This window comes from Leucobacter albus (assembly GCF_039528015.1).
GTDB lineage: Bacteria > Actinomycetota > Actinomycetes > Actinomycetales > Microbacteriaceae > Leucobacter > Leucobacter albus.
In genome coordinates this window covers 260122-281890 of record NZ_BAAAKZ010000008.1, presented here as the reverse complement: position 1 = coordinate 281890, position 21769 = coordinate 260122, and the positions used below count along the sequence as shown (strand labels likewise).

General features: G+C 61.5%; 29 protein-coding genes and 1 tRNA gene. 1 reads left to right on the top strand and 29 read right to left on the bottom strand.

Annotated features, from left to right (window positions below; all coding sequences use genetic code 11):
• Nucleotide 1: 1 nt before the first annotated feature.
• Genes ABD115_RS10455 through ABD115_RS10440 form a run of 4 tightly spaced genes read right to left on the bottom strand, consistent with a single transcriptional unit; the run spans nt 2 to nt 6175 of the window.
• Nucleotides 2–742 (bottom strand): tail fiber domain-containing protein, encoded by a 741-nt coding sequence (locus tag ABD115_RS10455; protein WP_343960676.1) that lies wholly within the window; start codon nt 740–742, stop codon nt 2–4.
• On the bottom strand, nt 735–1862 hold the full coding sequence (locus ABD115_RS10450) for a hypothetical protein (RefSeq protein ID WP_343960675.1): 1128 nt from the start codon (nt 1860–1862) through the stop codon (nt 735–737). Before ABD115_RS10450 ends, ABD115_RS10455 begins: the two co-directional genes overlap by 8 nt.
• A gap of 8 nt (nt 1863–1870) precedes the next feature.
• A complete protein-coding gene (locus ABD115_RS10445) occupies nt 1871–2710 on the bottom strand; it encodes a phage tail family protein (protein ID WP_343960674.1) in 840 nt (279 codons plus the stop codon).
• Nucleotides 2711–6175 carry a peptidoglycan DD-metalloendopeptidase family protein gene (locus ABD115_RS10440; RefSeq protein ID WP_343960673.1) on the bottom strand — a complete coding sequence of 1155 codons (3465 nt, stop codon included), beginning with the start codon at nt 6173–6175 and terminating at the stop codon, nt 2711–2713.
• Between the two features lie 75 nt (nt 6176–6250).
• Here ABD115_RS10440 and ABD115_RS10435 point away from each other — a divergent pair, with 75 nt between their 5' ends.
• Nucleotides 6251–7150: a DUF4429 domain-containing protein gene (locus ABD115_RS10435; protein ID WP_343960672.1), complete on the top strand. Its 900-nt coding sequence runs from the start codon at nt 6251–6253 to the stop codon at nt 7148–7150.
• 512 nt (nt 7151–7662) lie between these two features.
• Here the strand turns inward: ABD115_RS10435 and ABD115_RS10430 are convergent.
• From ABD115_RS10430 to ABD115_RS10315, 25 genes are all read right to left on the bottom strand, one after another.
• The gene (locus tag ABD115_RS10430) at nt 7663–7914 is read right to left on the bottom strand and encodes a hypothetical protein (protein ID WP_343960671.1); all 252 of its coding nucleotides are present in this window, start codon (nt 7912–7914) and stop codon (nt 7663–7665) included.
• Between the two features lie 2 nt (nt 7915–7916).
• Nucleotides 7917–8231, bottom strand: coding sequence for a hypothetical protein (locus ABD115_RS10425; protein ID WP_343960670.1), 315 nt, complete (start codon nt 8229–8231; stop codon nt 7917–7919).
• Nucleotides 8232–8311: 80 nt separating this feature from the next.
• Nucleotides 8312–8608, bottom strand: coding sequence for a hypothetical protein (locus ABD115_RS10420; protein WP_343960669.1), 297 nt, complete (start codon nt 8606–8608; stop codon nt 8312–8314).
• An 85-nt stretch (nt 8609–8693) separates the two neighbouring features.
• The gene (locus ABD115_RS10415; RefSeq protein WP_343960668.1) at nt 8694–9263 is read right to left on the bottom strand and encodes a phage tail tube protein; all 570 of its coding nucleotides are present in this window, start codon (nt 9261–9263) and stop codon (nt 8694–8696) included.
• Nucleotides 9256–9480 carry a hypothetical protein gene (locus tag ABD115_RS10410; protein WP_343960667.1) on the bottom strand — a complete coding sequence of 75 codons (225 nt, stop codon included), beginning with the start codon at nt 9478–9480 and terminating at the stop codon, nt 9256–9258. Before ABD115_RS10410 ends, ABD115_RS10415 begins: the two co-directional genes overlap by 8 nt.
• Before the next feature lie 34 nt (nt 9481–9514).
• Nucleotides 9515–9895: a hypothetical protein gene (locus tag ABD115_RS10405; protein ID WP_343960666.1), complete on the bottom strand. Its 381-nt coding sequence runs from the start codon at nt 9893–9895 to the stop codon at nt 9515–9517.
• Nucleotides 9895–10236 carry a hypothetical protein gene (locus ABD115_RS10400; RefSeq protein WP_343960665.1) on the bottom strand — a complete coding sequence of 114 codons (342 nt, stop codon included), beginning with the start codon at nt 10234–10236 and terminating at the stop codon, nt 9895–9897. The genes ABD115_RS10405 and ABD115_RS10400 overlap by 1 nt, the downstream gene beginning before the upstream one ends.
• On the bottom strand, nt 10229–10636 hold the full coding sequence (locus tag ABD115_RS10395) for a hypothetical protein (RefSeq protein ID WP_343960663.1): 408 nt from the start codon (nt 10634–10636) through the stop codon (nt 10229–10231). The genes ABD115_RS10400 and ABD115_RS10395 overlap by 8 nt, the downstream gene beginning before the upstream one ends.
• Nucleotides 10636–10875, bottom strand: coding sequence for a hypothetical protein (locus ABD115_RS10390; protein ID WP_343960661.1), 240 nt, complete (start codon nt 10873–10875; stop codon nt 10636–10638). The genes ABD115_RS10395 and ABD115_RS10390 overlap by 1 nt, the downstream gene beginning before the upstream one ends.
• A gap of 62 nt (nt 10876–10937) precedes the next feature.
• Complete coding sequence (locus ABD115_RS10385) at nt 10938–11975, bottom strand: major capsid protein (protein WP_343960660.1); 1038 nt, start codon at nt 11973–11975, stop codon at nt 10938–10940.
• A gap of 17 nt (nt 11976–11992) precedes the next feature.
• Entirely contained in the window at nt 11993–12352 is a 360-nt protein-coding gene (locus tag ABD115_RS10380; RefSeq protein WP_343960659.1) for a hypothetical protein, read from the bottom strand.
• A 23-nt stretch (nt 12353–12375) separates the two neighbouring features.
• Complete coding sequence (locus ABD115_RS10375) at nt 12376–12894, bottom strand: hypothetical protein (RefSeq protein WP_343960658.1); 519 nt, start codon at nt 12892–12894, stop codon at nt 12376–12378.
• Nucleotides 12895–13022: 128 nt separating this feature from the next.
• Nucleotides 13023–13889 (bottom strand): VG15 protein, encoded by an 867-nt coding sequence (locus tag ABD115_RS10370; protein WP_343960657.1) that lies wholly within the window; start codon nt 13887–13889, stop codon nt 13023–13025.
• 12 nt (nt 13890–13901) lie between these two features.
• The gene (locus ABD115_RS10365; protein ID WP_343960656.1) at nt 13902–14057 is read right to left on the bottom strand and encodes a hypothetical protein; all 156 of its coding nucleotides are present in this window, start codon (nt 14055–14057) and stop codon (nt 13902–13904) included.
• On the bottom strand, nt 14054–15469 hold the full coding sequence (locus ABD115_RS10360; RefSeq protein WP_343960655.1) for a hypothetical protein: 1416 nt from the start codon (nt 15467–15469) through the stop codon (nt 14054–14056). The genes ABD115_RS10365 and ABD115_RS10360 overlap by 4 nt, the downstream gene beginning before the upstream one ends.
• Before the next feature lie 4 nt (nt 15470–15473).
• Entirely contained in the window at nt 15474–16775 is a 1302-nt protein-coding gene (locus tag ABD115_RS10355) for a hypothetical protein (RefSeq protein WP_343960654.1), read from the bottom strand.
• 723 nt (nt 16776–17498) lie between these two features.
• Nucleotides 17499–17765, bottom strand: coding sequence for an HNH endonuclease (locus ABD115_RS16625; protein WP_382389404.1), 267 nt, complete (start codon nt 17763–17765; stop codon nt 17499–17501).
• Nucleotides 17766–17793: 28 nt separating this feature from the next.
• The gene (locus tag ABD115_RS10350; protein ID WP_343960653.1) at nt 17794–17988 is read right to left on the bottom strand and encodes a hypothetical protein; all 195 of its coding nucleotides are present in this window, start codon (nt 17986–17988) and stop codon (nt 17794–17796) included.
• Complete coding sequence (locus ABD115_RS10345) at nt 17981–18181, bottom strand: hypothetical protein (RefSeq protein WP_343960652.1); 201 nt, start codon at nt 18179–18181, stop codon at nt 17981–17983. Before ABD115_RS10345 ends, ABD115_RS10350 begins: the two co-directional genes overlap by 8 nt.
• Nucleotides 18182–18198: 17 nt before the next feature.
• Nucleotides 18199–18552 carry a hypothetical protein gene (locus ABD115_RS10340; RefSeq protein ID WP_343960651.1) on the bottom strand — a complete coding sequence of 118 codons (354 nt, stop codon included), beginning with the start codon at nt 18550–18552 and terminating at the stop codon, nt 18199–18201.
• A 349-nt stretch (nt 18553–18901) separates the two neighbouring features.
• Entirely contained in the window at nt 18902–19744 is an 843-nt protein-coding gene (locus tag ABD115_RS10335) for a TIR domain-containing protein (protein ID WP_343960650.1), read from the bottom strand.
• Between the two features lie 276 nt (nt 19745–20020).
• Nucleotides 20021–20093, bottom strand: a tRNA-Asn gene (locus ABD115_RS10330).
• A 148-nt stretch (nt 20094–20241) separates the two neighbouring features.
• Nucleotides 20242–20475, bottom strand: a complete 234-nt coding sequence (locus tag ABD115_RS10325) for a hypothetical protein (RefSeq protein WP_343960649.1) — start codon at nt 20473–20475, stop codon at nt 20242–20244.
• Nucleotides 20472–21137, bottom strand: coding sequence for a DUF7341 domain-containing protein (locus tag ABD115_RS10320; RefSeq protein ID WP_343960648.1), 666 nt, complete (start codon nt 21135–21137; stop codon nt 20472–20474). The genes ABD115_RS10325 and ABD115_RS10320 overlap by 4 nt, the downstream gene beginning before the upstream one ends.
• Nucleotides 21138–21268: 131 nt before the next feature.
• On the bottom strand, nt 21269–21769 hold a 501-nt coding region (locus ABD115_RS10315), incomplete at its 5' end, for a tyrosine-type recombinase/integrase (RefSeq protein WP_343960647.1).

Genomic DNA, 21769 nt, shown 5'->3' with positions numbered 1-21769 from the left:
GTTACTCCTTCGGTGCTGGCACGTCAGTGCGGGCCGAGAGTTCGGTCAGGAGGCGGCGCAAGTCTGCGACTTCCGCCTCGAGATGGTGGATCGTGCTGGCCTGGCGGCGTAGCGCTTCGTGGTGCACGAACTTCATGCGCTCGTACGAGAACCCCTCAAGGTCGCCGCTGGGGGAGAGGTAGAGGAAAGATTCCAGGCCGAGCGCTTTGACGTCCTCGGCGACGAACCCGAGATCCCACCCGGACAGCTGGATTGGTGCGTCACCGTCCGGTGTGCGGTACTGGAACGTTTGCACTGGCAGGCCGAGCAGCGCGTCGACGGGCAGGTTGGCTTCCTGCACGTTCGCTTTGCGTTTGAACGTCGACAGGGCGAACCCGAGCGTGCCGTTCTCGCCAACCCACGCCTGCCTGCGCGTGACAGTTGCGAGATCCTGGTTGTACGCGTTCCCAGACCCGGTGCCGCCCTGACTGATGGGCAGCATCCCAGTGATTTGGTTCATCGGCCAGGTGCGAGTGTTGACGGCGGTGAACTTCGCGTCGATCTCGTTCTTCGTGTACGAGTTCGCAGCGATCGAGTTCGCGACCTGCTCGTCCAAACTCTCGAACAGCGCAAAGATCTTCTTCACGGTCTGCGAGAGTTGGGTGCCGGTCGGTTTCTCGAGCTCGTCAAGGCGTTTCAAGAGCTGCCGCAGCATGTCGCGAAACTCGCCCATCTCGCCTGATGGGATTCTGGGGTCAGCCATACGATGCCCCCAATCCGATGTCGATGAAGTCGTTGCCAGCGCTGCCTGACATCGTTGCGATGCGCCTGCGATGTCGCCCATCGGGGGTGAACAGTTCACCCTTGGACTTGAACACCAAGTAGTCACCCACGCGGTAATCTCCGATGCGTGGTTCGCCGCGGCCGCCAGTGTGCAGCGTGGGTGCCCACACGGATAGCGGGAGTCGCCCGTTCACCGCTGCCGCAGCGGCATGCCCGCGCATCGTGGCAGGCTCGGTCACAGTTGCCCGTGAGGAATCCACCAACTCGAGCAGCGGATACCCCGCATCGATGAGAGTGGTATCGAAGTGCCGTTCCACGAGCGGCTCGTCCCCAGACCGGCCCCCGGACGCCCACGCCAGCGAAGCAAGCTTCGACCCAGACTCGTCAATCGATAGCCCATCGACGGGTGACGCCGGCACCGACATATCGATCACGTGCTCTGTCACAGAAGAGAGCCGCGGGTCGCCAGACACGTACAGCCACTGGATGCCGAGCCGGTCGGGTGCCCACTGCGGCACAAACGCAATGTCTGGGCCGTCAATGACCTGCGTCAGGTTTTCCAGCATCGACCCGATGATCGACAAATCAACGCCGCGGTAGTTGCGCTCGTGCTCGCCAGGCTTGTCGTCCTCAAAAACGATGGGCAAGTTTCCACCTGGCCATGTCATCGACTGCTGCACGATGCGCTTGCCAATAGTCCCCAGGTGGAGGTTCTTGAGCGTGGTGTTCGCGTACTCTTCAGCTTCCCCAGTTTCGGGGTTCGTGACTGGCCTGTCCCCAATGTTTGGGAGGAGTGTCCGGTGGTCGAAATATGACCACAGGCCGCGCGCTTCGAGGGTGAGTTTCCCGTCACGCCGTTCCCACTTGCGAGCCCAAATCGGCCCGGCCTCGAGAATGACGTCGTTCTCCACTGCGGCAAGAAATGTCTTGCCGACCTGTGCGGCATTCCACATGTCGAGCTGCCGCACCGTGGGGTCTTTCAGATCAACTGTCGCTGAAACGGTGCCGGGCCCGTTGAGCTCCACACTCCACGAAGCTGCCGTGAACGGCACATCGAGGATACGGCGACCTGTCAGGAGGTCGCCCATGATGATCCGCATCAGGCCTCCTAGAAGTAGGCGGGCGCGGTGCGCACCGTCATCGTTGGTGCGCCAGTCACAGCGCCGAGTGGTGTGAACTGGAACGTTCTGGTTGCTTGGGGAGGGATCTGGGGCCAGTCGTCGTACACCATGAACCCGGTCACATCAGACTGCCCGTCGAGAGTTGCCCGGCCAGTGCGGGAATCGAATTGCACGACCGCCCCGTCCGGGATGAGTCGGTCAAAGCGGAGCACCTCGCCCGTCTCAACGACCTGCACCTGCACCCCTTCAACCCCGCCTGCAATGTCGATGCGGACGGTGGTGGGCGCCGACCCAGCATTGGTGACGGTAACCCGGCCAGGGTTTCCGCCACCGACTTCCTGGAACGGGTCAATGAGCGGCGAAGCGACACCTTCACCCGCGACTGGCACGCCGACCGTCTGCACGATCTCCGCACCGTACGCGAACGGGTCTGGTGCGAGCATGTACACGGTCGCCTCGACAGTGTCGCTGCCGTGCGTGTCCGGGATGTCGATGTTCGCGACCTGAACCTGTCGGGTCATGCGCCCGTCACCCACATCAGCTGTCGCTTCAATGAGTGTCGTGTACGCCCCCAGAGCGGTGAGCTCACGTAGCGCGAGCACTGCTTCTTCCTGAGTTGACCCGAGGTAGTGCACCTTCACCGAGAAGGCCGCAGATTCACGCCACGGCCTCCCCGGATCAAAGCTGCCGTGCGCGGTCGGGCGGGGCGACCCGGTCGACTTCGCAGCTGTCAGAGACAACCAGTCGTCCAGGCCGCTAAACCCCCACCCTTCTCGCGCGCCACCATGGAACTCGAGGTGAGCAAGACGCAAATAGCCTGTACTCATTTAGACCACCAATCCCGTCATGGCTTTCCCCATCGCGTGGCCTGACCGCATGCCGAAGAGCACGGGGTCAGTGTTCGAATCGACCGTAACGTGGAGCGGCATGTTGACCTCGCGGATCTCGCCACGACCACCACGCATATCCGCCCACTGCTGTGCAGTGAGAATCGGCTCAGGCCGGCCCGTTTTGTTCTCCACGAGGGACATGCCAGGCTGTAGCCAGCCCCCGTTGTCGTACAGCGTCGGCACTAACCCGGCGCCACCGACTCCGAAGGACAGCTTCTCGCTGATCCAATCGACGGCACCCTGCACGCCACTTCGCAGCAGCGACCCCGCGGCATCCACAAAGAAACCGCCGCCAGGGAACGCGCCCTTGAACTTGCTGAGCGCCCCGTCAAGGAGACCTTCAACGATCCCGAAGGCTGGCTTCACGCCGCCGCCCTGCAAATACGGGATCGGGTTGACCTGCCGTCCACCAATCATGACCTCGTAGTGGAGGTGCGGGCCGGTCGAATTACCGGTCGAGCCTTCGTAGCCGATGACCTGGCCAGCCTTCACCACTTGCCCGAGCCGCACAGCAACGTTTCCGAGCATGTGCGCGTACCGGGTGGAGAGGCCTCCACCGTGATTGATGTCGACCATGTTCCCGTACATCGCATGGTATTTCTGGGCCGTCACAGCACCCGCACCAGCAGCCTGAATCGGCGTGCCCTGTGGCTTCGCCAAATCGACTGCCGAGTGGCCGGGGTACCCGTACCAGCCCGTCGTCATGACCGCGCCCGGCATCGGATGCACCAAGCCACCCTTGCGGTAGCCGGGGAGTGTTCCCGTCCGGTTCATGTGAGCGAGTAGCCCAGGATGGTTCCGCTCGATGCGCGCTGTTGATTCGGCGCGCGTTACGAACTCGCGCCCGTGCACCACACCAGCGACAGTGTTCACCCCAACGTTCGGAGTGAACCCACCATCACGGAACCCCTTGGGAAGCGAAGGCCGCGGAATCTTCATGCCCTTAGGCAGGAAGCCGTTGACGGCGTCCACCAGCCCACCAAACACAGTCTCGACTACGAAACGCACTGGCTTCGCGGCGAGCTCCTGGATGCCCTTCCACGCAGACCCGATCGCGTCACGAGCAGCCTCGAACGCTTTCTTCGGATCAGACTGAATCACCCGAACGAGCGTGTCGATCACGGGCTTAATCCCGCGCTCCCACGCATTCTTAATGATCCCGGAAATGCCATCCCAGACCGGCTTCACAATCGTCTGCCACAGCCAGGTAAACCAGCCGCCGAGAACTTTCAAACCGTCCCAGAGCGCAGTAATTGCAGGCTTGATGAACGTGTTCCACGCCCACTGAAAAGCCTTCCCAATGGCGTCAAGCACGGGCTTCACGATCGACGTCCACAGCCAGGAGAGGATGATGCCCCACCCCTGGATGTAGAGCTTGATGCCATCAATCACAGGCTTAATGACGTTCTCATACAGCCACTTGAAGATCGCACCGATCGCGTCGAGTGCGGGCTTCACGAACACGTCGTAAAGGCCCATGATGACCCCGCCGAGGATCGCGGCAGCGAAACCAATGGCCGAGAAAATCGGGCGGATAATGGTCTCCCACACCCACTTCACCACGGCAGCGATGCCATCGAGCACGGGCTTGATGACGTTCTCGTACGCGGCGACGAAAAAGCCGCTGATGTTCGCCCACGCCTCACCGAGGAAGCGGGTGAACTCGGCGAAAATGGCTTTGCCCAATTTCGTCTCAGTGAAGAACCAGACCAAGGCACCAACCAGCAGCGTGATCGCGGTAACAATGAGCCCGATGGGGTTCGCTTTCCACGCCGCGTTGAGCGCTTTCTGAGCCCTTGCAGAAGCAGTTTGCGCCACTGCGGCAAGGTTCATTGCCCCGGTCTGTGCGGCTGTTGCGCCAGTGAGCGCCTTTGACCCTAAAGCTGCCCCACCGGCAGCGGCTTTCCACCCAGTAAAGAGTCCAACAACGACTTTCCCCGCACTAATGACGGAGCTAATCCCCTTGAACAAGCCGCCGATGACTTTGAGCACGGGGCCTAGTGCGACAAGCACGGCGGCGCTCACGCCGATGAACTTCTTCTGCCCGTCAGACAGGCCTGCCCACCAGCCGATCAGTGTTTGGAGGCCTTGCGATACGTCGCGCACGACTTTGCCGATTCGGTCGCCCATTTCGGCAGCGACAGTGGAGAACTCCTCCGACTTCAGGAACGTGAGGAACTCGGCTGCTTCTTCCTTCATGATGTTGAAGGAAGGCTCGAGGAACTTCGCGCCAATCTTTCCGAGGTTGGAAAGAATGTTGGACGTGACACCCTTCCACGTCTTGGCGTACTCCTCAGCAGCAGCGCCAGCGTTCTGGTCAAGAACAGTGTTGAGATCCTCGACACTGATGGCCCCGTCCTGCGCCATCTTCATAATCTCGCCGCCGGCGACACCGTAATAGTCAGCCAGCTGCGTCACGATGGGGATCTGGTTCTGCTGCATCTGCGACAGATCGCCCCAGGTGACCTTGTTCTTCGTGAGGATGTTGTTCAGCAGATACGCGGCATGCTCGGCATCGACGTTGTACGCCGCAGACACGTTCGACACACGCTTGATCTGCGCTTCAAGGCCTTCGAGCGGGACAGACCCGGTTGCGAGGATCCCCACAGCCAAAGACGCACCCTGCGCCATCGACAATGCCGTGTTGGTGACGCCGCGGTCGACCTGAGCCATCACTGCATCGGCATCCATTCCGAGGCCCTTGAACTGGCCGCGAGCAGTGTCGATACCGACGAGGCGTTTGAACCCGAGCGCGCTGACGAGTGTGCCGACTGCGCCCGTGGCAATAACGACCGGCTTCGTGATGTTGTTGGTGAGTGAATCACCAACGCCGCTGATCTTTTCGCCAGCAGCCCGCCACTTGTTCGACAGCTCATCGATGCGTGCGTTTGCGAGGGGCATCCACGCGAGCGCCTGTTCGCTCTTCGACTGCTCCTTGGCGAGCGCGTCTGTGTATGCCTTCGACGCGTCAGTCGCGTTGCGCTTGGCTTCAGCTAGGCGGTTCTGCCCGTCTGCGACAGCCCTGCCGGTGCCGACATGATCTGACTGTGCCTTCGCGAGCGCGGCTTCAGCTTTCTCGAGGTCGCCAGTGGTGGCCTTGACACTCTTGCGGAGGGCTTCAAGCTTCTCTTCCGCAGAGGTCACCTTCGCCGCGGTCGTTCCATGCTGCGCGCGAGCCTTCACCAGCGCGTGCTCGGCATCGGAAAGACGCTTTGTGGCGTTCGTCTGCTTCTCGAGCGCGGCTGCAGTCGCATCCGCGAACTTCTTGGCGACCTGATCCTTCAGCGACTTGCCGACTGACTCGGCAACTTTCTGCCCGATCTTCTTCGATGCCTCACCAACGTCGACGCTGCCGAGCGCTTTGTTGATCGAGTTCGCGAGACCCGGCGCCTTCGCGAGCACTGTGACGTAGGTTGATGCGACTTCGATGCCGTTGGCAGCCATAGACACCTCCGAGGTGGTTGGTAAGATCAGGCCATGACGGCACTACGCGTAGAAGGCTTTGGTGGTCACGTAGAGTTCGACGGCATCGTCTTGAAGCTCGGCACCAAAGGCCTCGGCAAAGCAGCGAATGAGACTAGAGAGATTCGCCTGTCTGACGTTGAGCGGATCGACTTTGTCGCTGCAACTCGCTTCTCGAACGGGCAATTGCGATTCGCTATCCCCGGGCAGACCGCCAAGAAAGCTGTTCTCGACCCGAACAGCGTGTTCTTCACGCGTAAACAAGCCCCACAGTTCGAACAGCTTCACCAAACGTTGTCCCAGTCGCTGGCCGAGCGAGGAGAGCTCAGCTCAGCGGAGAGAGATGCGATTCAAACGGCTTTTGAGGCCCAAAGGGCAACTGAGTACGCAGTCTTGGAAGACAGGATTGAAGAGCTCAAACGCAAGACAGCTGGGGTCGTTTACGCCGGCCACATTGTCGACTACAAGGGGTACCGGCACGGCCTCGGCCTGAAGCGACCTATCGAGGGCGCGACCGCCGAATTTGAGTCAGGCGCCGACCGTTCCCGACCCACCCTTACCCGCATCGGTGGGGGAGCGCTGCTCGCAGGCCCGGTCGGAGCGATCGCGGGCGGAATGTTCAAGAAAGACAAAACCAAGGGATACGTGACAATCGTGTTCCCAGACGGGGCGACCGTCATCGTTGAAGGCCCCGCCAAAGACGAAAAGAAGATGCGAGAGTTCGCGAGCGCTGTCACCCGCATCGGCGCGGCGGAACTCAAACGCGAAGGCGGCAGCACAGAAGCAGCAGCCCCTGAGGCAACAGAGCCGGGCGTCGCAGATCAGCTGCTGAAACTCAAGCAGCTCCTCGACGCCGGCGTACTCACCCAAGAACAATACGACGAGAAAACCAGGCCGCTCATCGCCAACCTGTAGCACCAATGACTTTCCCAGAAGAACTGGCAGTAGCGCTCATAGCTGCCGGAGTCGCATTCGCGGTGTCGGTGCTATTCCGGTTCCTAGATCGGCAACGCCCAAAATGGAGAGTGGAAGTCAGCAAGGAAGCTACCCCGCTGCACGACAAAAGCGGGTTCTATGTGGAAGTGACGCTCAGAAATGCCGGCAACGGGGCAGCCTACGACGCCCGCATCTTCACCTCTCTCCAAACAACGCTTTCGCGTCCCGCAAGCTCAGTGGTGATGCCAGGGGAAGAACTCCACGCACTCGTCCCTGTACGTCTCGCACAGGAACCAGAACGCGGTGGGATGGGTGGTCCCATACGGGTTCCTCTGGAAGCGGAACACCTGGCCGGAGCTCGGGTGAAGATTCGGTGGACACTCCCGCCCCTGTTCTGGGTGGTGCACCAGCGGAAGCTTTCGCTTCGACGCGCGCTCTTGAGGCAGACGCGTTTCGAAACAGACGTATGAAGCTCATCGTGTCTCCTCGCTCTACCTCACCGAACGACCAACTGCGCGCAGAAGCTCGTGGGTCTTCGTGTCGTTGACAGCCGTCTCAACATCGGCCGTCTGCGTGTGCCCACGGGCGGTGAACCGGTGAGGGTTCGCAACATATTCGTAGTTGCCCTCGGCGTTCCCTGCGATCGCTTCCCCGACCGCGTCCACGAGCGGCTGCTGTTCACGCAGCATCTGGTTAACCCCAGGAAGATTGAGCTTCACGCGAGAAAAGGAACTCTTGGCCATAACTAACCTCCATCAACACTGGTGTTGCTGTGCAGCGCGGCCTGCATTGATGCGAGCGCACGCGCTCTTGCGGCCCGCTGATGGGATTTCTTCTGCTGCGCGATCACCGCGTCCCGCAGCCCCTTTGGGGCAGATGGCTGCTCTGGCTTCTTCTTGCCTGCGTTCACCGCTATAACCGCATACTCAACGCGGCGTACAGCTTCTTCGAGGCCTGTGATCGCGCCCCAGCCGCCGAACCATTCGGAGACCAGGCTGCCGCGTCGCAGATGAACCGCAAAGTCTGCGACGTCGAGCACGGAAACACGCCCCTCGTACATGTCCGTGAGGCTCAGGCCGTACTCACGCCGAAGATCAGCGTTTAGTCGGTCCCGAGCCTCACGAAGCAGCACGAGAAGCCCTAGAAGTTTTTTGCGCCGACCTTTTCGGCGATCGCTTCGAGCAGCTCGCCGGCAGCTTCTGCGCCAGCGTCAGGGTTCTTGTCGAGGAACTCTTCGAACTTCTTATCGCCAATGATGCGACGCAGCGTTGTGCTGATCAGACCGCGCTCGAGCATGTCGATGGTGCGGAGCGAGTCGAGCGAGCCTCGGGCAGCGGTGAACTTCACGCCTCCGTGTTCGATGCTCACCTGTTCGGCTGCTGCGGGCTTGTGGTCGGCGGGTTTCTTTGCGCTCTTCGAGCGAGTGGTTTCAGTCATGGTGACTCCATTTCGTTGAAAGCTTGGGTGTGACTCAGGGGAGTGGCCTGGGGCGCGGAGTCACCACGCGCCCCAGGCGGTCTAACTACGGGACAGTGACCGCAGCCTCAACAAACGCGGGCGCGTTCGTGAGGATGTAGTCCTTACCGACTGATTCGAGGGTGACTTCCTTGCCGGCCGCATCCTCGTTATTCGAGGACTGGTCGCCACGCTCAGACACCTGGCCGAGCTCGATGCAGCGCCGCTCGACAATATCGCCATCGTGCTTTTCAACCACAGCGGTGCCCTCGACAACACCAACCGATTCGGGGATGTCGATGCGCGCGCCGGTCCCGGCCTTCACCGGGGCGTCAGCACCGTAGTAGAGCTTCGCCGCGAGTGGACTGTTCTCGAGCATCGTGAACGCGACAGTCTTCTCCGTCGACGTGTTCGTAACTCGGACAGTCTGACCGCCCGGCCAGCCCTTGATCTTGTTCGTGTCAACCGAGAGCCCCTCGTTGACACCATCCTCTGAGAGAATGCCGACCGGCACGAACGCAGGGTCGAGCTCCTCGTCAAAGGTCTCAGGCAGCGGGGTGCCCTTCGGCGCCCAGAACACGGCACCGCCAAGCGAACCCCAGACACGGACATCGTCCTTGGTATACAGATCAGCCATTCTTGGCCACCTCCTTAGTTGCGGGCGCGGGCTTAGGAGATTCCTTCGCCTCACTGCCACCGTTTGATGCGGGCACGCGCTTCGGCTTCTCCGCCGCGCGCACCTTCCCGGCAGAGATCAGGTCACGAGCGCGCCCAGCGGACACCTCGATCACCTCGCCCCGCTCGTAATTGACGCCGTCAATCTCTTGACGGTTGACCACCTCGACATGAGCCATAGGCGGCACCTCCCTAAAAGCAAAAAGCCCCCAGTCAGGGGGCTGTGGATCCGCGGAGCGAAAGCTCGGCGGTGAATTGGTAACGGGGTGACCCGGCGACAGGGTCAGGCGAACGCGCCAGCCCGCCGACCTCTCGGACTCGGTACACAGGGAGACCATCGAGGCTCGTCAGAGAATGCACCAGTCGACGCAACCCTGACGCGAGCGTGAACGCTTCCTCCCAGGAGGGCCCCCACGCGCAGCACACGACCATCGGGCGATCTGTGATCATCCGGGCGACACCGCCAACCCTGCTGAGCTGAACGAACAGTTCAGGGCGCGGCTTGAGGACTTCGACGGAGGCCTCGACCGCAAGCACGTCACGCACGACCTCGAGGAGAGCGGCTTCCGCGTTGGGGAACTCGTACGCTTCCATCAGCCCTCCACCCGTGACAGGCGAACCCGAACCCCGGCATCGAACCCGAACGGCCCAAACCGGTAATCATCAGGCTCGCCCTGCACTAACCACTCGACCCCGTTCACAACGAGCTTGTCTCGATGCTTTGTTGGGGATGAGCGGCAGTACACGTCAAGCTCATGCTTCGTCCCGGTCTTTTCGGAACGGATCACATCGTCAGGCGACGGCGGCCCCCAACCGAACACCTTCAGATCAACGGCGGGCTTCCAGGACTCCTTCGGAGCCATGCCACCAGCGGTCGTCGTGCGCTCCCGGTAGCCGACCGTGAACCTCTCATGGATATGTGACGGCCTACCCATGACCGCGACCACCAGACCAGCTGGTGGGGATCGTGTTCACCGTGAACGCGGCGCGTTTCGACCCACCGGTGAGCTCACGAATCTGCTCATCAGTGAGGGACATCACGCCGGGGTTGTTCCCGCCGAACGTTTCTGACTCCGTGTATGGCCCAGCCGTCATGTTTGTCTGCCTGGTGCCGCGCGGGTTCTTGAGTCGCTCAATCACCAACGCGACCGTGATCTTCACGACCCGGCCCTTCGGGAGTTGCCCGGATTCGACCCGTTGCGGAACGTCTGGGACGCGGGCAACTATCGTGTCTTCCGCGTCGTCGATGAGTGCCTGCAACTGCTCTTCGGTTGCTGGAATGTCTTCATCGAGCAACCACCGCGCCTCAACGTCTTCCGGGGTTGCCCAGGGCATTACTGAACCTTCTTGGGGCGACCGCGCGGTTTGGCCGGTGCAGGCTCCTCAGCGAGAGGATCGAAGTCGCCCTCATCCGCATCTGGATCCTCGTCAGTGTCCGGATCTTCAACCGGTGCAGGCTCGACACCTGTCAGATGCGCGCCAATACGCACACCCTCCGGCACCTCATCGCCAGCAACAAGCACGAAACCGTCAACGTGTACGGCTCCCTCAAAATCTTCGCGAATCTTCGCCATGTCTTCCTCCTGGAATGCGGAGGGCGGAACCAGCCAAAGCCAGCCCCGCCCTCACAAGTGAGTTAGAGAACCTTCGCCGCGAGCGACAGGTTCGGGTTCGTGAGAACCGGCAGGCCGATCGCCGCACCGTGCACCCACACGCCGATCGGGTCGAGCGTCTTGTACGCGCCAACCACAAGCCCGCCCTGCTCCTCAGCCGGGAGGTTATACTCCGGCTCCGAAGCCTCGAGCGTGGTGCCCCAGAACGAACCACCCAGGTCAGTGCCCTCAGCGTTGTTCGGGCCAGTCGCCGCGGGGAGCAGGTACACCTTGTCCTCCGGGGTGACGCGCGTGTTCGCGCCGCCAACCTTCACGCGACGGTCAAACACCTCGAACGCCGGCAGGCCGAACGCCTCGAGGATCGTGTTGAACGTAGCGCGGGTGATGACCGTCGGCGCCGGGCCGCTGCCAGCCACAAGCGCGCGCACCGCAGCAGACTTGAGAGCCGCATTGAGCACCTTCGTGGAGGTGAGGATCGTTCCCGGCTCCTCACCGTTCTCAGCGACGTACGCGGCACGCCACGCCTCGATGTCCTTCAGCGGGTCAGCGTCGACAGCCGACCACAGGTTCGCGGCGGTGACATTGAAGTCAGAGCGACGTTCGAAGTCGGCATTCGCGATGAAGCCGCCCTCGTTGATCGAAACCTTCGCGGTGTCGATGACGCGGCCACGCTCAAGCTCGAAACGATCCGAGACAGCACGAGCGACCTGAGCCGCGTACTTCTCGAGCGTGGGACGAACCGACTCGTCGCCAACGTTGCCGTTGCGGCGCAGCTGGTCGTACTCCGAGTTGCGGAGCTTACGGCCAAGCGGGGGAAGCTCGAGCGTGACGCGCTCACCGCCAGGGGTGTCGCCGATCGAGGTCTCTGCGTCGTACGCGCGGTACTCCGCGACCTCGGTCAGGCCGCCCTCACCGCGCACGAAACGTGCAACGATGTCAGAGATCGTGCGGTTTGGGAGCCAGCGCGAGAGGGAACCCTTCTGCGCTTCGTAGTCCTCGAGAGTCTGGCGGGCGTACCCGGTCAGCTCTGCGGGCTCAACAACATCAGTCCAAAGTGCCATGTGTCAGTCCCCTTTCCTTAAACGAACACGAACGAGGTCGCGTTGTCGGGCGCGGTGAAAGCCACCGGCAGCTTTGCCACGATCACGCGGCCGTGATCAAGCAGCGGGGCAACGATGTCGCCGCCGCCGGCCTTGACGGCCTGGTCAGTGAGCAAGAAGCCCACGAACACCTCGCCCTCAGCGCCGGTGAACGGTGCGACCTTCGCGCCGGCCTGCGCGAGCGGCGTGCCAGCAGGCACAACGCCCGCCGTCACGACCGCCGCAGCGAGCTTCGACCGGTCAATGGTCACCGTTCGTGCCGTATCGACACCACGACGCGACCCCAGCCACGACAGCTTCGACCCGCCGTAGGTCTCCTTGGTGATCTTCAGATCCATTCGGATCTCCTCTCAAATTTGAGTTACTTGGAACGGGCTTTTGCCCGCTCCCGTCCAGCAGCGAAAGAGCTCGTAGACGGCTGACCTCCACCAGTGCCGGAGGTTCGAACCTGGTTCAGACCATTGCCGGCAGCGAGCAGCGGAGCGAGAGCCTTCGCGTGCGCTTCAAGCTCTTCCTTCGATCCGCCACGAAGCAGCTCGACCGGAACACCAGTCGCCTCCGCCACCGACGCTGCATCCTTCGCGAGTTCCGCAGCAGCTTCGGCTTCAGCCTTCGCGGCCTCGTCAGCGGCTTCGCGGTCTTTCAGCGCCTGCTCGGCTGCAGCAGCGCGCGCCTCGGCCTTTTCGAGGTCTGTGCGGCCCTGCTCCTCGATCTCATCGAGTCGGGCAGCCTTGGCCTTGAACTCGTCAAACCCGGCGAACTTCCCTCGTTCCCGTTCGAGCCTGCCCGCGATCAGCGCGTTCAGCTCTTCCTGGGTTGCGGGAGGCGTAAACCCCGCGTTACCGCCTTCGAGGGGGCCTGTGGTTACCTGCTCAGTCATCTGGTCTTTGCTCCTTCACCTCGCTGTTGACCGCCGCGAGTGCTCAGCGTGCGCCCATTCGGGCATGAAAAAAGCCCCCACGGTCGTGGAGGCTGAACCCGCGAAAGAGCGGGCAGACTGTGGCGCGGCTACTTATGTTGGAGTTTCCGCCAGCGGGCCATCACGGCCTCATCTGAATCAAGTTCGCCCTGCCCGGTGGCGTACGCGGCGGCGAACTTTTGGCTGTATTTCTGCTGTATCTCGGTGGCGTAGTCCGCAACCTCTGTCCCTTGGAACACCGGCTGCACGAGACACCTGCACGCATCGTGGTAGTTCGACCCGAGCTTCGCAGCCCCACGGGCTTTCACGCCGCCGGCCATGCGGTTACCGAAGAGACGCTGCGAACCATCAGCATTGAAATTCTGAGACAGGTCGACACCGCGCCCTACCACGCCTCCTGCCGATGCCTCGGTGAGGTACACGGCGCCGCGTCCAGCGAGCATCTGACAGAAGTCACACGCAGTCGCGCGGGGGAGCCGTTGAAACCTTACGCGGCGGCCAGACTCATCGCGGGTGATGTTGCCGTAGCGGCGATTCCGCCTCGCGAAATAGTTCGAGATCACGCCACGCTCGACAGTTAGCCGTGCGGAGTCGTACAGCATTCGTTCTGCGGTGCCAGCAACGCGGGACACCACAGTGGACTCAAGTGTTGGATCCACCATCGGTGTAACTGCCCACCGGGCAGCACCGTCGATCTTTCCAGCCGACGGCAGGTACTGGCCAGCCGGAACGTTCGCAACGATTCCGTAGAGTTCCTCGAGCAGCACAGCCGACAAGTCAGACGCTGCACCCATGAACGGGTCCATGAGATCCGGGAGCGCGATCTTCAGCATCTCGCGGGCATCAGCGACATCAAGCTTTCTGACAGCAAGGGCTGCAGTTCGTACGTCTACTGAAGCTGCAGCCCACAGGCGGGCAAGGTCGCGGCGATGCTGCTCGAGTGCTGCTACAGACATGCCGCCACCTCGCTACTCGTCGGCCTGCTTGATTGTGATGGGTTGACCCGGAATGAACTTCAGCCCAGGGAGGCCGGCGCGCTCCGCAGCGTCGTTCGCATCAACGCCAGCGCGCCTGAGCACGCCGACTGCGTCAGCCTTGACCTTGAGCACCTGTGCTGCGCTCAAATCGTCGGCCGGCTGGCTGGCTGGCTGGCTGGCTGCGCATCGTCCCCGCCTGCCGTGCCGAGACTTGACATAAACGCCCCCACCATCGAGCGGCGACGATCCGCTTTCAACCGTTCGATTGTCGGCCCGTCGTGCCCGAACCCTTCAAGCGCAACATCAGACTCAGCCATCCAGGGAAGCGCCGAAATCTCCTTCGTCATCGCGTCAGCCGTAGCTGCTCGAGTTGGTGTCGACGGGTCACGCCACAGAGCCGAGAAGCTCGCCACCTCGGCAGCCTCAGCCTGTGAGAACTCATGCCCAGCGAGCACCGCGACCGTGTTGGTCGCGAGTGAGATACGCGCTGCACTCAGCCAGTCGATCTCCGTTTCAGAGATCGACACGAGCTCGGCTTCGTGCGCGATGATCGCCTCAGCAGACGACGGGTTGTCGTGCAGGATGCCGAGAAAGCTTGCTGGGATTGACGTCTCGCCCGAGAACATCATCGCGACCGTCCGTAGATGATCCGAGTGGGGCTGCATCGACATCTGCGCAAACTGCCCGACAGTGACACGCTGGTTCTCGTATTTGTCCTCATCATCAGGCACCGCGAGCAGCGCCCCCAGCATGGTCTCCCATCCGGTTCGCGGCTCACCGTTCGGCCCAACGAACATGTCCTCAGTTGCACCGAGCATGTACCGTTGCGGCGACGAGAAGAACTCTGCAGACACTTCCTGCCGCAACATCACTCGCACAGCCATGTCGGTAAGCGCCATGACGGGGCGTGTGATGCGAGACTTCCCAAATGGACGATCTACACGCCCCCCGATGACGTACGCGGTGCAGAGCACGCGCCCAGGGGTCGTAGCGAACTCATCCAGCAGCCCCCACTGGTTGCCGCGGCGCCCAACAAACAGGGTGCGGCCAGGGAGGCTCATGTTGAACCCGCCGTCGACAACCTCAAGCGCTGCAGTGATGCGTCTTGAGCGAGGGTCCTGCAGCGCGGTTGCAGTGAGCGCGGTGCAGACAGAGTGGATCACCTCGGGCTCACCGAGGGCGGTGTTGCCGGCAGAGGTGAACACAAACGCGGCGCCGTGCCTGGTTGCGGACTCGATCGCCATGCGCTCGACAAGCTGCGTGTCGGCCGAGCTGAAGTGACGATTCACTTCTTCCAACAGTGACGACTCATCAACAGACGCGAACAGGCGCGGCCGCAGCCGGCGCGCAAGCACACCGCACGCCTTATCCGGCCACCCAAGCACCGCCTGAAACGATGCCATGTGCGGCGGGATTGAGAAGCCCACCTGGTCGAGGGTCTTCTTGCTGTCGCCGTAACGGTCACGCAACTGGTTGCGCCGCTTGAACCTGTTGAGCTGGTCATACAGCTGGTGGAACGTCTTCGACTCTTCATCCGAAAGCTCACGAAAATCAGCCACAGAATCACCGGCCCATCACAATTAGTTTCCGCTGCCCACCCTCGGGTGACTTCCCGGATCGTCGGTGCAGGCCAGCGAATGCCAGAGTCGCAGCAACCAACGGAGAAATATCGACATGCGAGGAACCAGCCCATTTCCAGAGCGTAGACTCCCCGTCTTTTCGGCCAGCACCAGCGACCGCGTCATTCAGCTCCTGCTGCGACGTGTGCGTGACCTTCATCTGTGAGATCGCATCAAACAACGCACCACAGGCGCGGAGGTACTCGCGGTACTTCACCGCCCACACCCTGACTCGGAGGCGACGGAGCTCACCAAGGATCGTGCCAGTCGCTGCGAGCTCGTCAATGACGATCGCAACGGGGTCATACTGTTCCTTCAGCTCTGCGAGCCTGTCAGCAACCCAATCGGTGCCAACCCTGCGGTCGATGAGCACGAGAGACGTTCGCCCATCACCAAGCTCGCCAGCCATAACGATCGAAGCCGAGTCGCGAGAGCGCGGAACATCGACCGCGAACGCCACACGCCCAATCTCCCGGGTCTCTGTCTCGACCTCGAGCGCATCCCCAGCAGACTCAGCCCACGGCTTGGCGGGAATGATTCCTCCACCGCCAAGCTTCGCCCAAATGCCGAGACGTTCACGCTTGAACCCCTCGTCGCTGCCAGTCTCGCCAACGAGCGTGTCGTACTCGTCCTGCACGAACTCCTCGGAGATCCGATACCCAAGGCTCGGGTTCGCCTCGTACCAGCCGTCCCGGTCGAGCGGATCCGCATCATCAGCGGTCGACCACTCATAGTAGGCAAGACGGCCAGGAGATTCCTTCTGCGCTTGCGCACGAAGCGACGCCAGCAGGTCAGAATCGAGCATCCCAGCAGACGACGTGAACCAGACCTGCGGGTTGCCCTCGATCGACTTCGCTGCCATCGTCGGCAGCAGCGCATCCATCTCCGCAGACTTCAACGCGTACGCCTCGTCCAGTACGACCAGATCGCCCGTGAACCCGCGACCGGAGCCGCCAGAGCGAGCCGCGAACTGCAGCTTGTTCCCGTTCTTCATCGTGATCGCTGGATTGTTGCCGGTGCGGAACCCGTCAATCTCTCGAAGGTCATCGTCGGCAGACATGCCGGCGCCGCCCTTCACCTCGGCAAGTAGCGGTGAGGCCTTGATGCGGTTCATGAGCGCGATCATCGAGTTATTCGCCGTCTTGAACTCGTGCGCCGTATGGATGATCACTGCCTCGTTGAAGAGCAGCAGCCCAGCGAGCTCACGCGCCTCAAGCACGGCATTCTTGCCGTTCTGACGGGGCACAACCAAACAAGTACGGAACGCAGACCAGCGGCCGTCCACGCGCTCGCCCAATGAACCACGAAGGACATGCTCCTGCCACGGATAGAGACTGAGCCCAGCAACCGCCGCAAGATCAACAGCATCATCAGCCGCCGAAGAATGAAACAGCGGGTACGACTCAATTCGAGGAAGCTGCGAGCCTTTCCGCACGCTTTCGAGCGATTTCGTCAAGAGCGCTCACCTCCGGCTTCGCCGCACTCTCAAGACGCTTAATCAGCGCCACAATCTCCATACGCTGCTTCGCCAACGCGGCAGCACCCTGAGCGACACCAGAGTCCATCTGCGCCTTAACCCACTGCAACGTGTCATACGCCTCAGCGAGCTCATCAATCCCCGACGACGCCGGCGGATCCGGGACAGCCTCAAGCTGCGCACGCACAGCAGCAGCCGCAACCTCACGCCCACGCTCAGCCCGCTCGTTCTTCTGATCCCGAGCAGCCTGAGCACACGCCGTATCAACCGGCTCACCCTTCCGGGAATGACGCTTATACGCAGTGAAAGTGCCACACGGGGCAGGAGGCCTGGCCATGACAGAACCTCCACAAAACGGAATCGGTAGACCCCCACGCAATTGGTAGACCGCGAATCGACCCTGTGTAAAAAATCAGTATGCCGCGGGTCTGAACCTAGACCGGGGAGGGAGGGGGAGGGGCCAGGGTGCGGTTGATGTTTGGTGGACGGCGGTCACCACCTGAGTGCGGTTTTGGGCGCTGTGGTGACGGTTGTGACGCGGTTTGAGCGGCTGCTGTTGCAGGATCGGTGTGCTGCGCGTATTTCGCCGTAGATGTGTCCGCCTTTGGAGCGTGGTTGTATGTGGTCGGCTGTGAATGCCATTTTGTGTTTCCATGGCAGTGTGTAGTCGATTGGGTCACCGCAGAGCCAGCAGTCGTGGCGTTTGGCTTTGAGTGCTGCTGTGCGTTTGCGGTAGGTGTGGTCGTCTAGTCCTCGCATGGCGCTCCTTTGCGCCCGTGGTGTTGGGCTAGTCGAGGGGCGTGAATGCCCAGGCGTACCCTGTCGTGTACCCGCCCTTGTATTTGTCGGGGGCCACGTATTGGTGGATGCCCTCTAGCTTGAGGGGAGCCCCGTTGGATTGGGTGAGCGCCTGGGTGGCTGCCTCATCGAAAGCGTCGGGGGTGTTGGCCTCGGTGGTGACAGTGATGGTGCTCTTAGTCAAGGTCGACCTCCATGTCGAAGACAAGCGCTCCAACTGCGCCCATCGCTTTGCCTGATTCCCCGAGGGCGGCGAGGGCTTCCTCAGCCTGTTCGTCTGCCCGGTCGAGAATGAAGATGAACGGGGTGTCGCTCCACTTGCCTGCATGCCTCATTGGCAGCTCGAGGATGCGTAGTCGCGGGTTGAATCCGGCCATGGTGATCTCCTTGAGTTCTATCCGATGACGCTGTAGCGTTCGATGTCGACGCCGTAGGGATGGCTGAAGCACGGGCGTAGTGTTGCGCGGAAGTCTGGGTCGTCGAGCATAGTGTGGTCGTCGATGACGATGTGTTGCACTGTCAGCCCGCGAGCTTTGTTGATTGTTCGCAAGGTGGCGAAGTGGAGCCTGTGTCCGTCCGGGAACGTGACGAGTTCGTGGCCCTTGGAACGGCGGGTCGTGACGCCTTCGATATTGAGATCCGCGACACTCTTGATGAAATGCTGCACCCCATGCCCTGTGCTGCCGACATAGAGCACGTCGCCACCTCGGGTGAGGTTGCAGACGTGCTGCATGTGGGGATACTTCATCGTTGCTCCTCGGTGTATCGGTCGCCACGGTATTCCTCGTCACAGCAGAGGAGAGCCGCACGGGTGGAAGGGTAGACGGCACCACAGTCGGTACAGGTGCGATCGTCAGCCATGCCGTCCTCGGTTCTTGCGTCGGGCGTCCTGGATGTCCATGACGAGGTGGCAGGTCTGGGTGACGATGATGATGCCCGCTATAACGAGTAGTGGCCAGTCGGTCATCGTGCTCCTCCGTTGGTAGGTCCCCCGCGCTCTAACCCGGTTCGATAAGGGTGTTGTCAGCGGTACGGCGCGGGGAAGAGTGGTGACACAGAAAGCCCCCGATTGCACGTCGGGGGCTTTTCGTCGATAGTCACAAGTTGAATACGCGTTTAATCGTCGCAGCGGCGTCGCCGAAGGCTTCACGGATGTTCCCTCTGGCGAAAGGAATGTACTGAACTCCATCAACATTCGAGAAGTTCTCGACACCCTCTTCCAGGACAATTATTGCCCTGTCGAAACCCATCTTCCCTTGGAAAAGGCCAGCCTCGTGCACAACATTCTGGCGTGCGCGAAGTGCTCCATCGCCTTGCTCGTCTTCGCCTGTCATTACTATGAAAGCGAAGTTCGCGTTGTCAAGCTCGCTGTCGAGGATGTCCCGGATGGTGTGGCCCGCTCGGGAGCCTGTTTCGAACGCTCTCACACTAAACCCGTGGTGGTCCTGAAGGTGCTCTTTGAGTGCCCGCCATTGCTCATTGCGGCCATGCCCGATGAAGATCTTTGGCTTCACTTCTGTCTCCTTTGCTGGGTTGCGCTCGGGTATCGGTGTGCTTGATTGAAGAATTAGGACTATTTGTGTGTGCACCGCTTCTGCAGTGAACCTGTCGGGGGCACTGACCGATACCTCGGTTCCCCTGCCGGTGCTGTCCCCGGCAATGTTTACCTGCATGAGGATTGAAGGCGTTAGAGCGGTGGAGGTGGCCTCGGTAATTTCCAGGTGGAAACCGATTTCGTCTGCTGGCGCACTGATCCGCAGGTCGTGCGTCAGTTCCTGTAGCGTATCCCAGCGCCAGTGGTGGGTTTCGCGATACACCCTGGCGCTGGTGAGTGTCACGCTTTGGTCCTCTGCGCAGCGCTCCTGCAGAGTGTCGTAGATTTGCTGGACTGCGTCAGCGTCTGGGAAGCGAGCGGCAACGTGGCTTGATATCTCTGGCATGTTTCTATAGTGCCGCATTCGAAGAGCTATGACAGGTCCACGGCTTCTGGCCAGAGAGCGTCCAGCTTCAATAAGGTGTGCGCGTCATCCCGTCACGCCGGGCAAGATCTGCCATAGGCCGCTACAAAGTTGGGGCGAGTAGAAATGTCGATTCCCCAGCGTCACTGCGGCTATCTCTGTCGCCGCGCCTCTGGTCTTCTGCGAGGGGGCCGCCATCACTCGCGCTGAGAGCGTTACATCTTCCGAAGTCGCTTGCAGCGTCCGTGGCTCGCATTGCTGGCCTGGCAGGGATCGAACCTGCGCAACACGCATTAACAGTGCGCCGCTCTACCAACTGAGCTACAGGCCAAGGCGTGCCCGCACCGTTGTGCGAGCTATTGAATTGTGTATTCGATTGTGTGCAGAAAGCAAGAAACCCCGGGGCCGTGAGGCTGTCCGGGGTCGCTTGAAGTGCGTGGTACGAATGTACCATGATCGAAGCTATGTTGCAAACATATCTACGAGTCCTGTTCGTTGGCCCTCGCGTCGGCGAGTACCTGCTTCCACATGACTCGGACCCGTTGCGCGATTAATGCTGGCCACTTCCATGCATCGACCACCATCCGTGCCGTCTTGAGCCGCACCTTGTCTGGCAGGTCAGTGCTGTACGAGAGGAGGCCGGCGGCTGCAATGACAAAGATGCCGCCCGCGTAGACGGCGGCCACTGCAAGAGGGATGTCCCACCAGTTCATGCTGCCACCCCCATTGCGAGCTCACGGAGCGCCACAACGTCAACTTCGAGGCCCATCGCTTCAGCGAGCCCGATCAGCTCGGTCTCGGTCGCCCACATGGCCCCGCAGCTTCGGCATTCCGCGATGACGGCGCGGCCGCGCTTGACAGGGATGGAGACGGCCGCGACCTGCCGAGTGTCGACCACGGTGCCGTGCTCGTCCGTCTCCTGCACAAGGTGATGTCGCTCTCCGCATTCGGGGCAGGGCGCGGTGAGTTCCTTCTGGTGGGGAGGGTCGAATAGGTCTTCAATCTGGTACACCCATTTGTCGAATGCGGCTTCGAGGCGTTCGCGGAAGTCGTCATCGATAGCGTCGGCGGCGTGCTGTGCCTGGATCGCGTGGGGGAGTCGCTGCAGTGCTTCGGTGAGTTCGCCGCCGTGGTCGAGTGCCCATGTTCGGAGCCAGCCGCGCACGATGCCGTCGATGTACTCCCAGAGGTTGAGCGCGTCGAGGTTGAGTAAGTTGCCGCCGACGCCGCCACCCCCGCCGGATCCGGCGCCCGTCGAGGATGAGATGGCCTCGCGTAGCTGCTCGAGCAAGGGAGCGCACTCGTACTCCGCTCCTTCGAGGTGGACTGTGTGAGTTTGCGTGAGCCGCTCTACTGCGCGTGCCGTGTCTTTCATGTTTCCCTCTCCCAAAAAGAAAAGGCCCGACACAAGTTCGATGCCCCATTCTCTGGGGGATCTAGTTGTGTCGGGCCTTGAAGCACCTGTTGAGGGAAAGTCTACACGGGTTCGAAGGAATGTTCGAGTGGCTATGCGGCCTTTCTGCCTGATCGTTTCGGGATCGTTCGGCCTTGTAGTACGTCGAGCGCTTGTCGGCGGTCTTCGTCTAGGACTTGCGTGTACCGCTGAGTGGTCTGCAGCGATGAATGGCGCATGAGTTCTTGAACGGCTCGGATGTTCGCTCCACCGCGGACTAGCTCTGTGCCGAATGAGTGCCGAAGGGAGTGCCCCGTGAGCTGCTTGTCTGTGATGCCGGCTCTGGCGCGTGCGTCAGTGAGCAGGTCGCTGACTGACTGGCCTTTAATGTGCCCGTCGCGGCCTCCGCGTGCTGGGAACCACCACCCTGCATTCATTGAGGGTGCAAGCTCGCGGATTGTTTCGTGGAGGGGAAGGTAATCGAGCCGTCCGCCCTTGCCGAGAACTTTGAGCGTCCCCGCGTGCGTGTCGATGTCGTCCGCGTGGACGGCGGCGATTTCTGACGCGCGCAGCCCCTGATACGTGGCGAGAAGGATCATTGCCCGCGTGCGCTT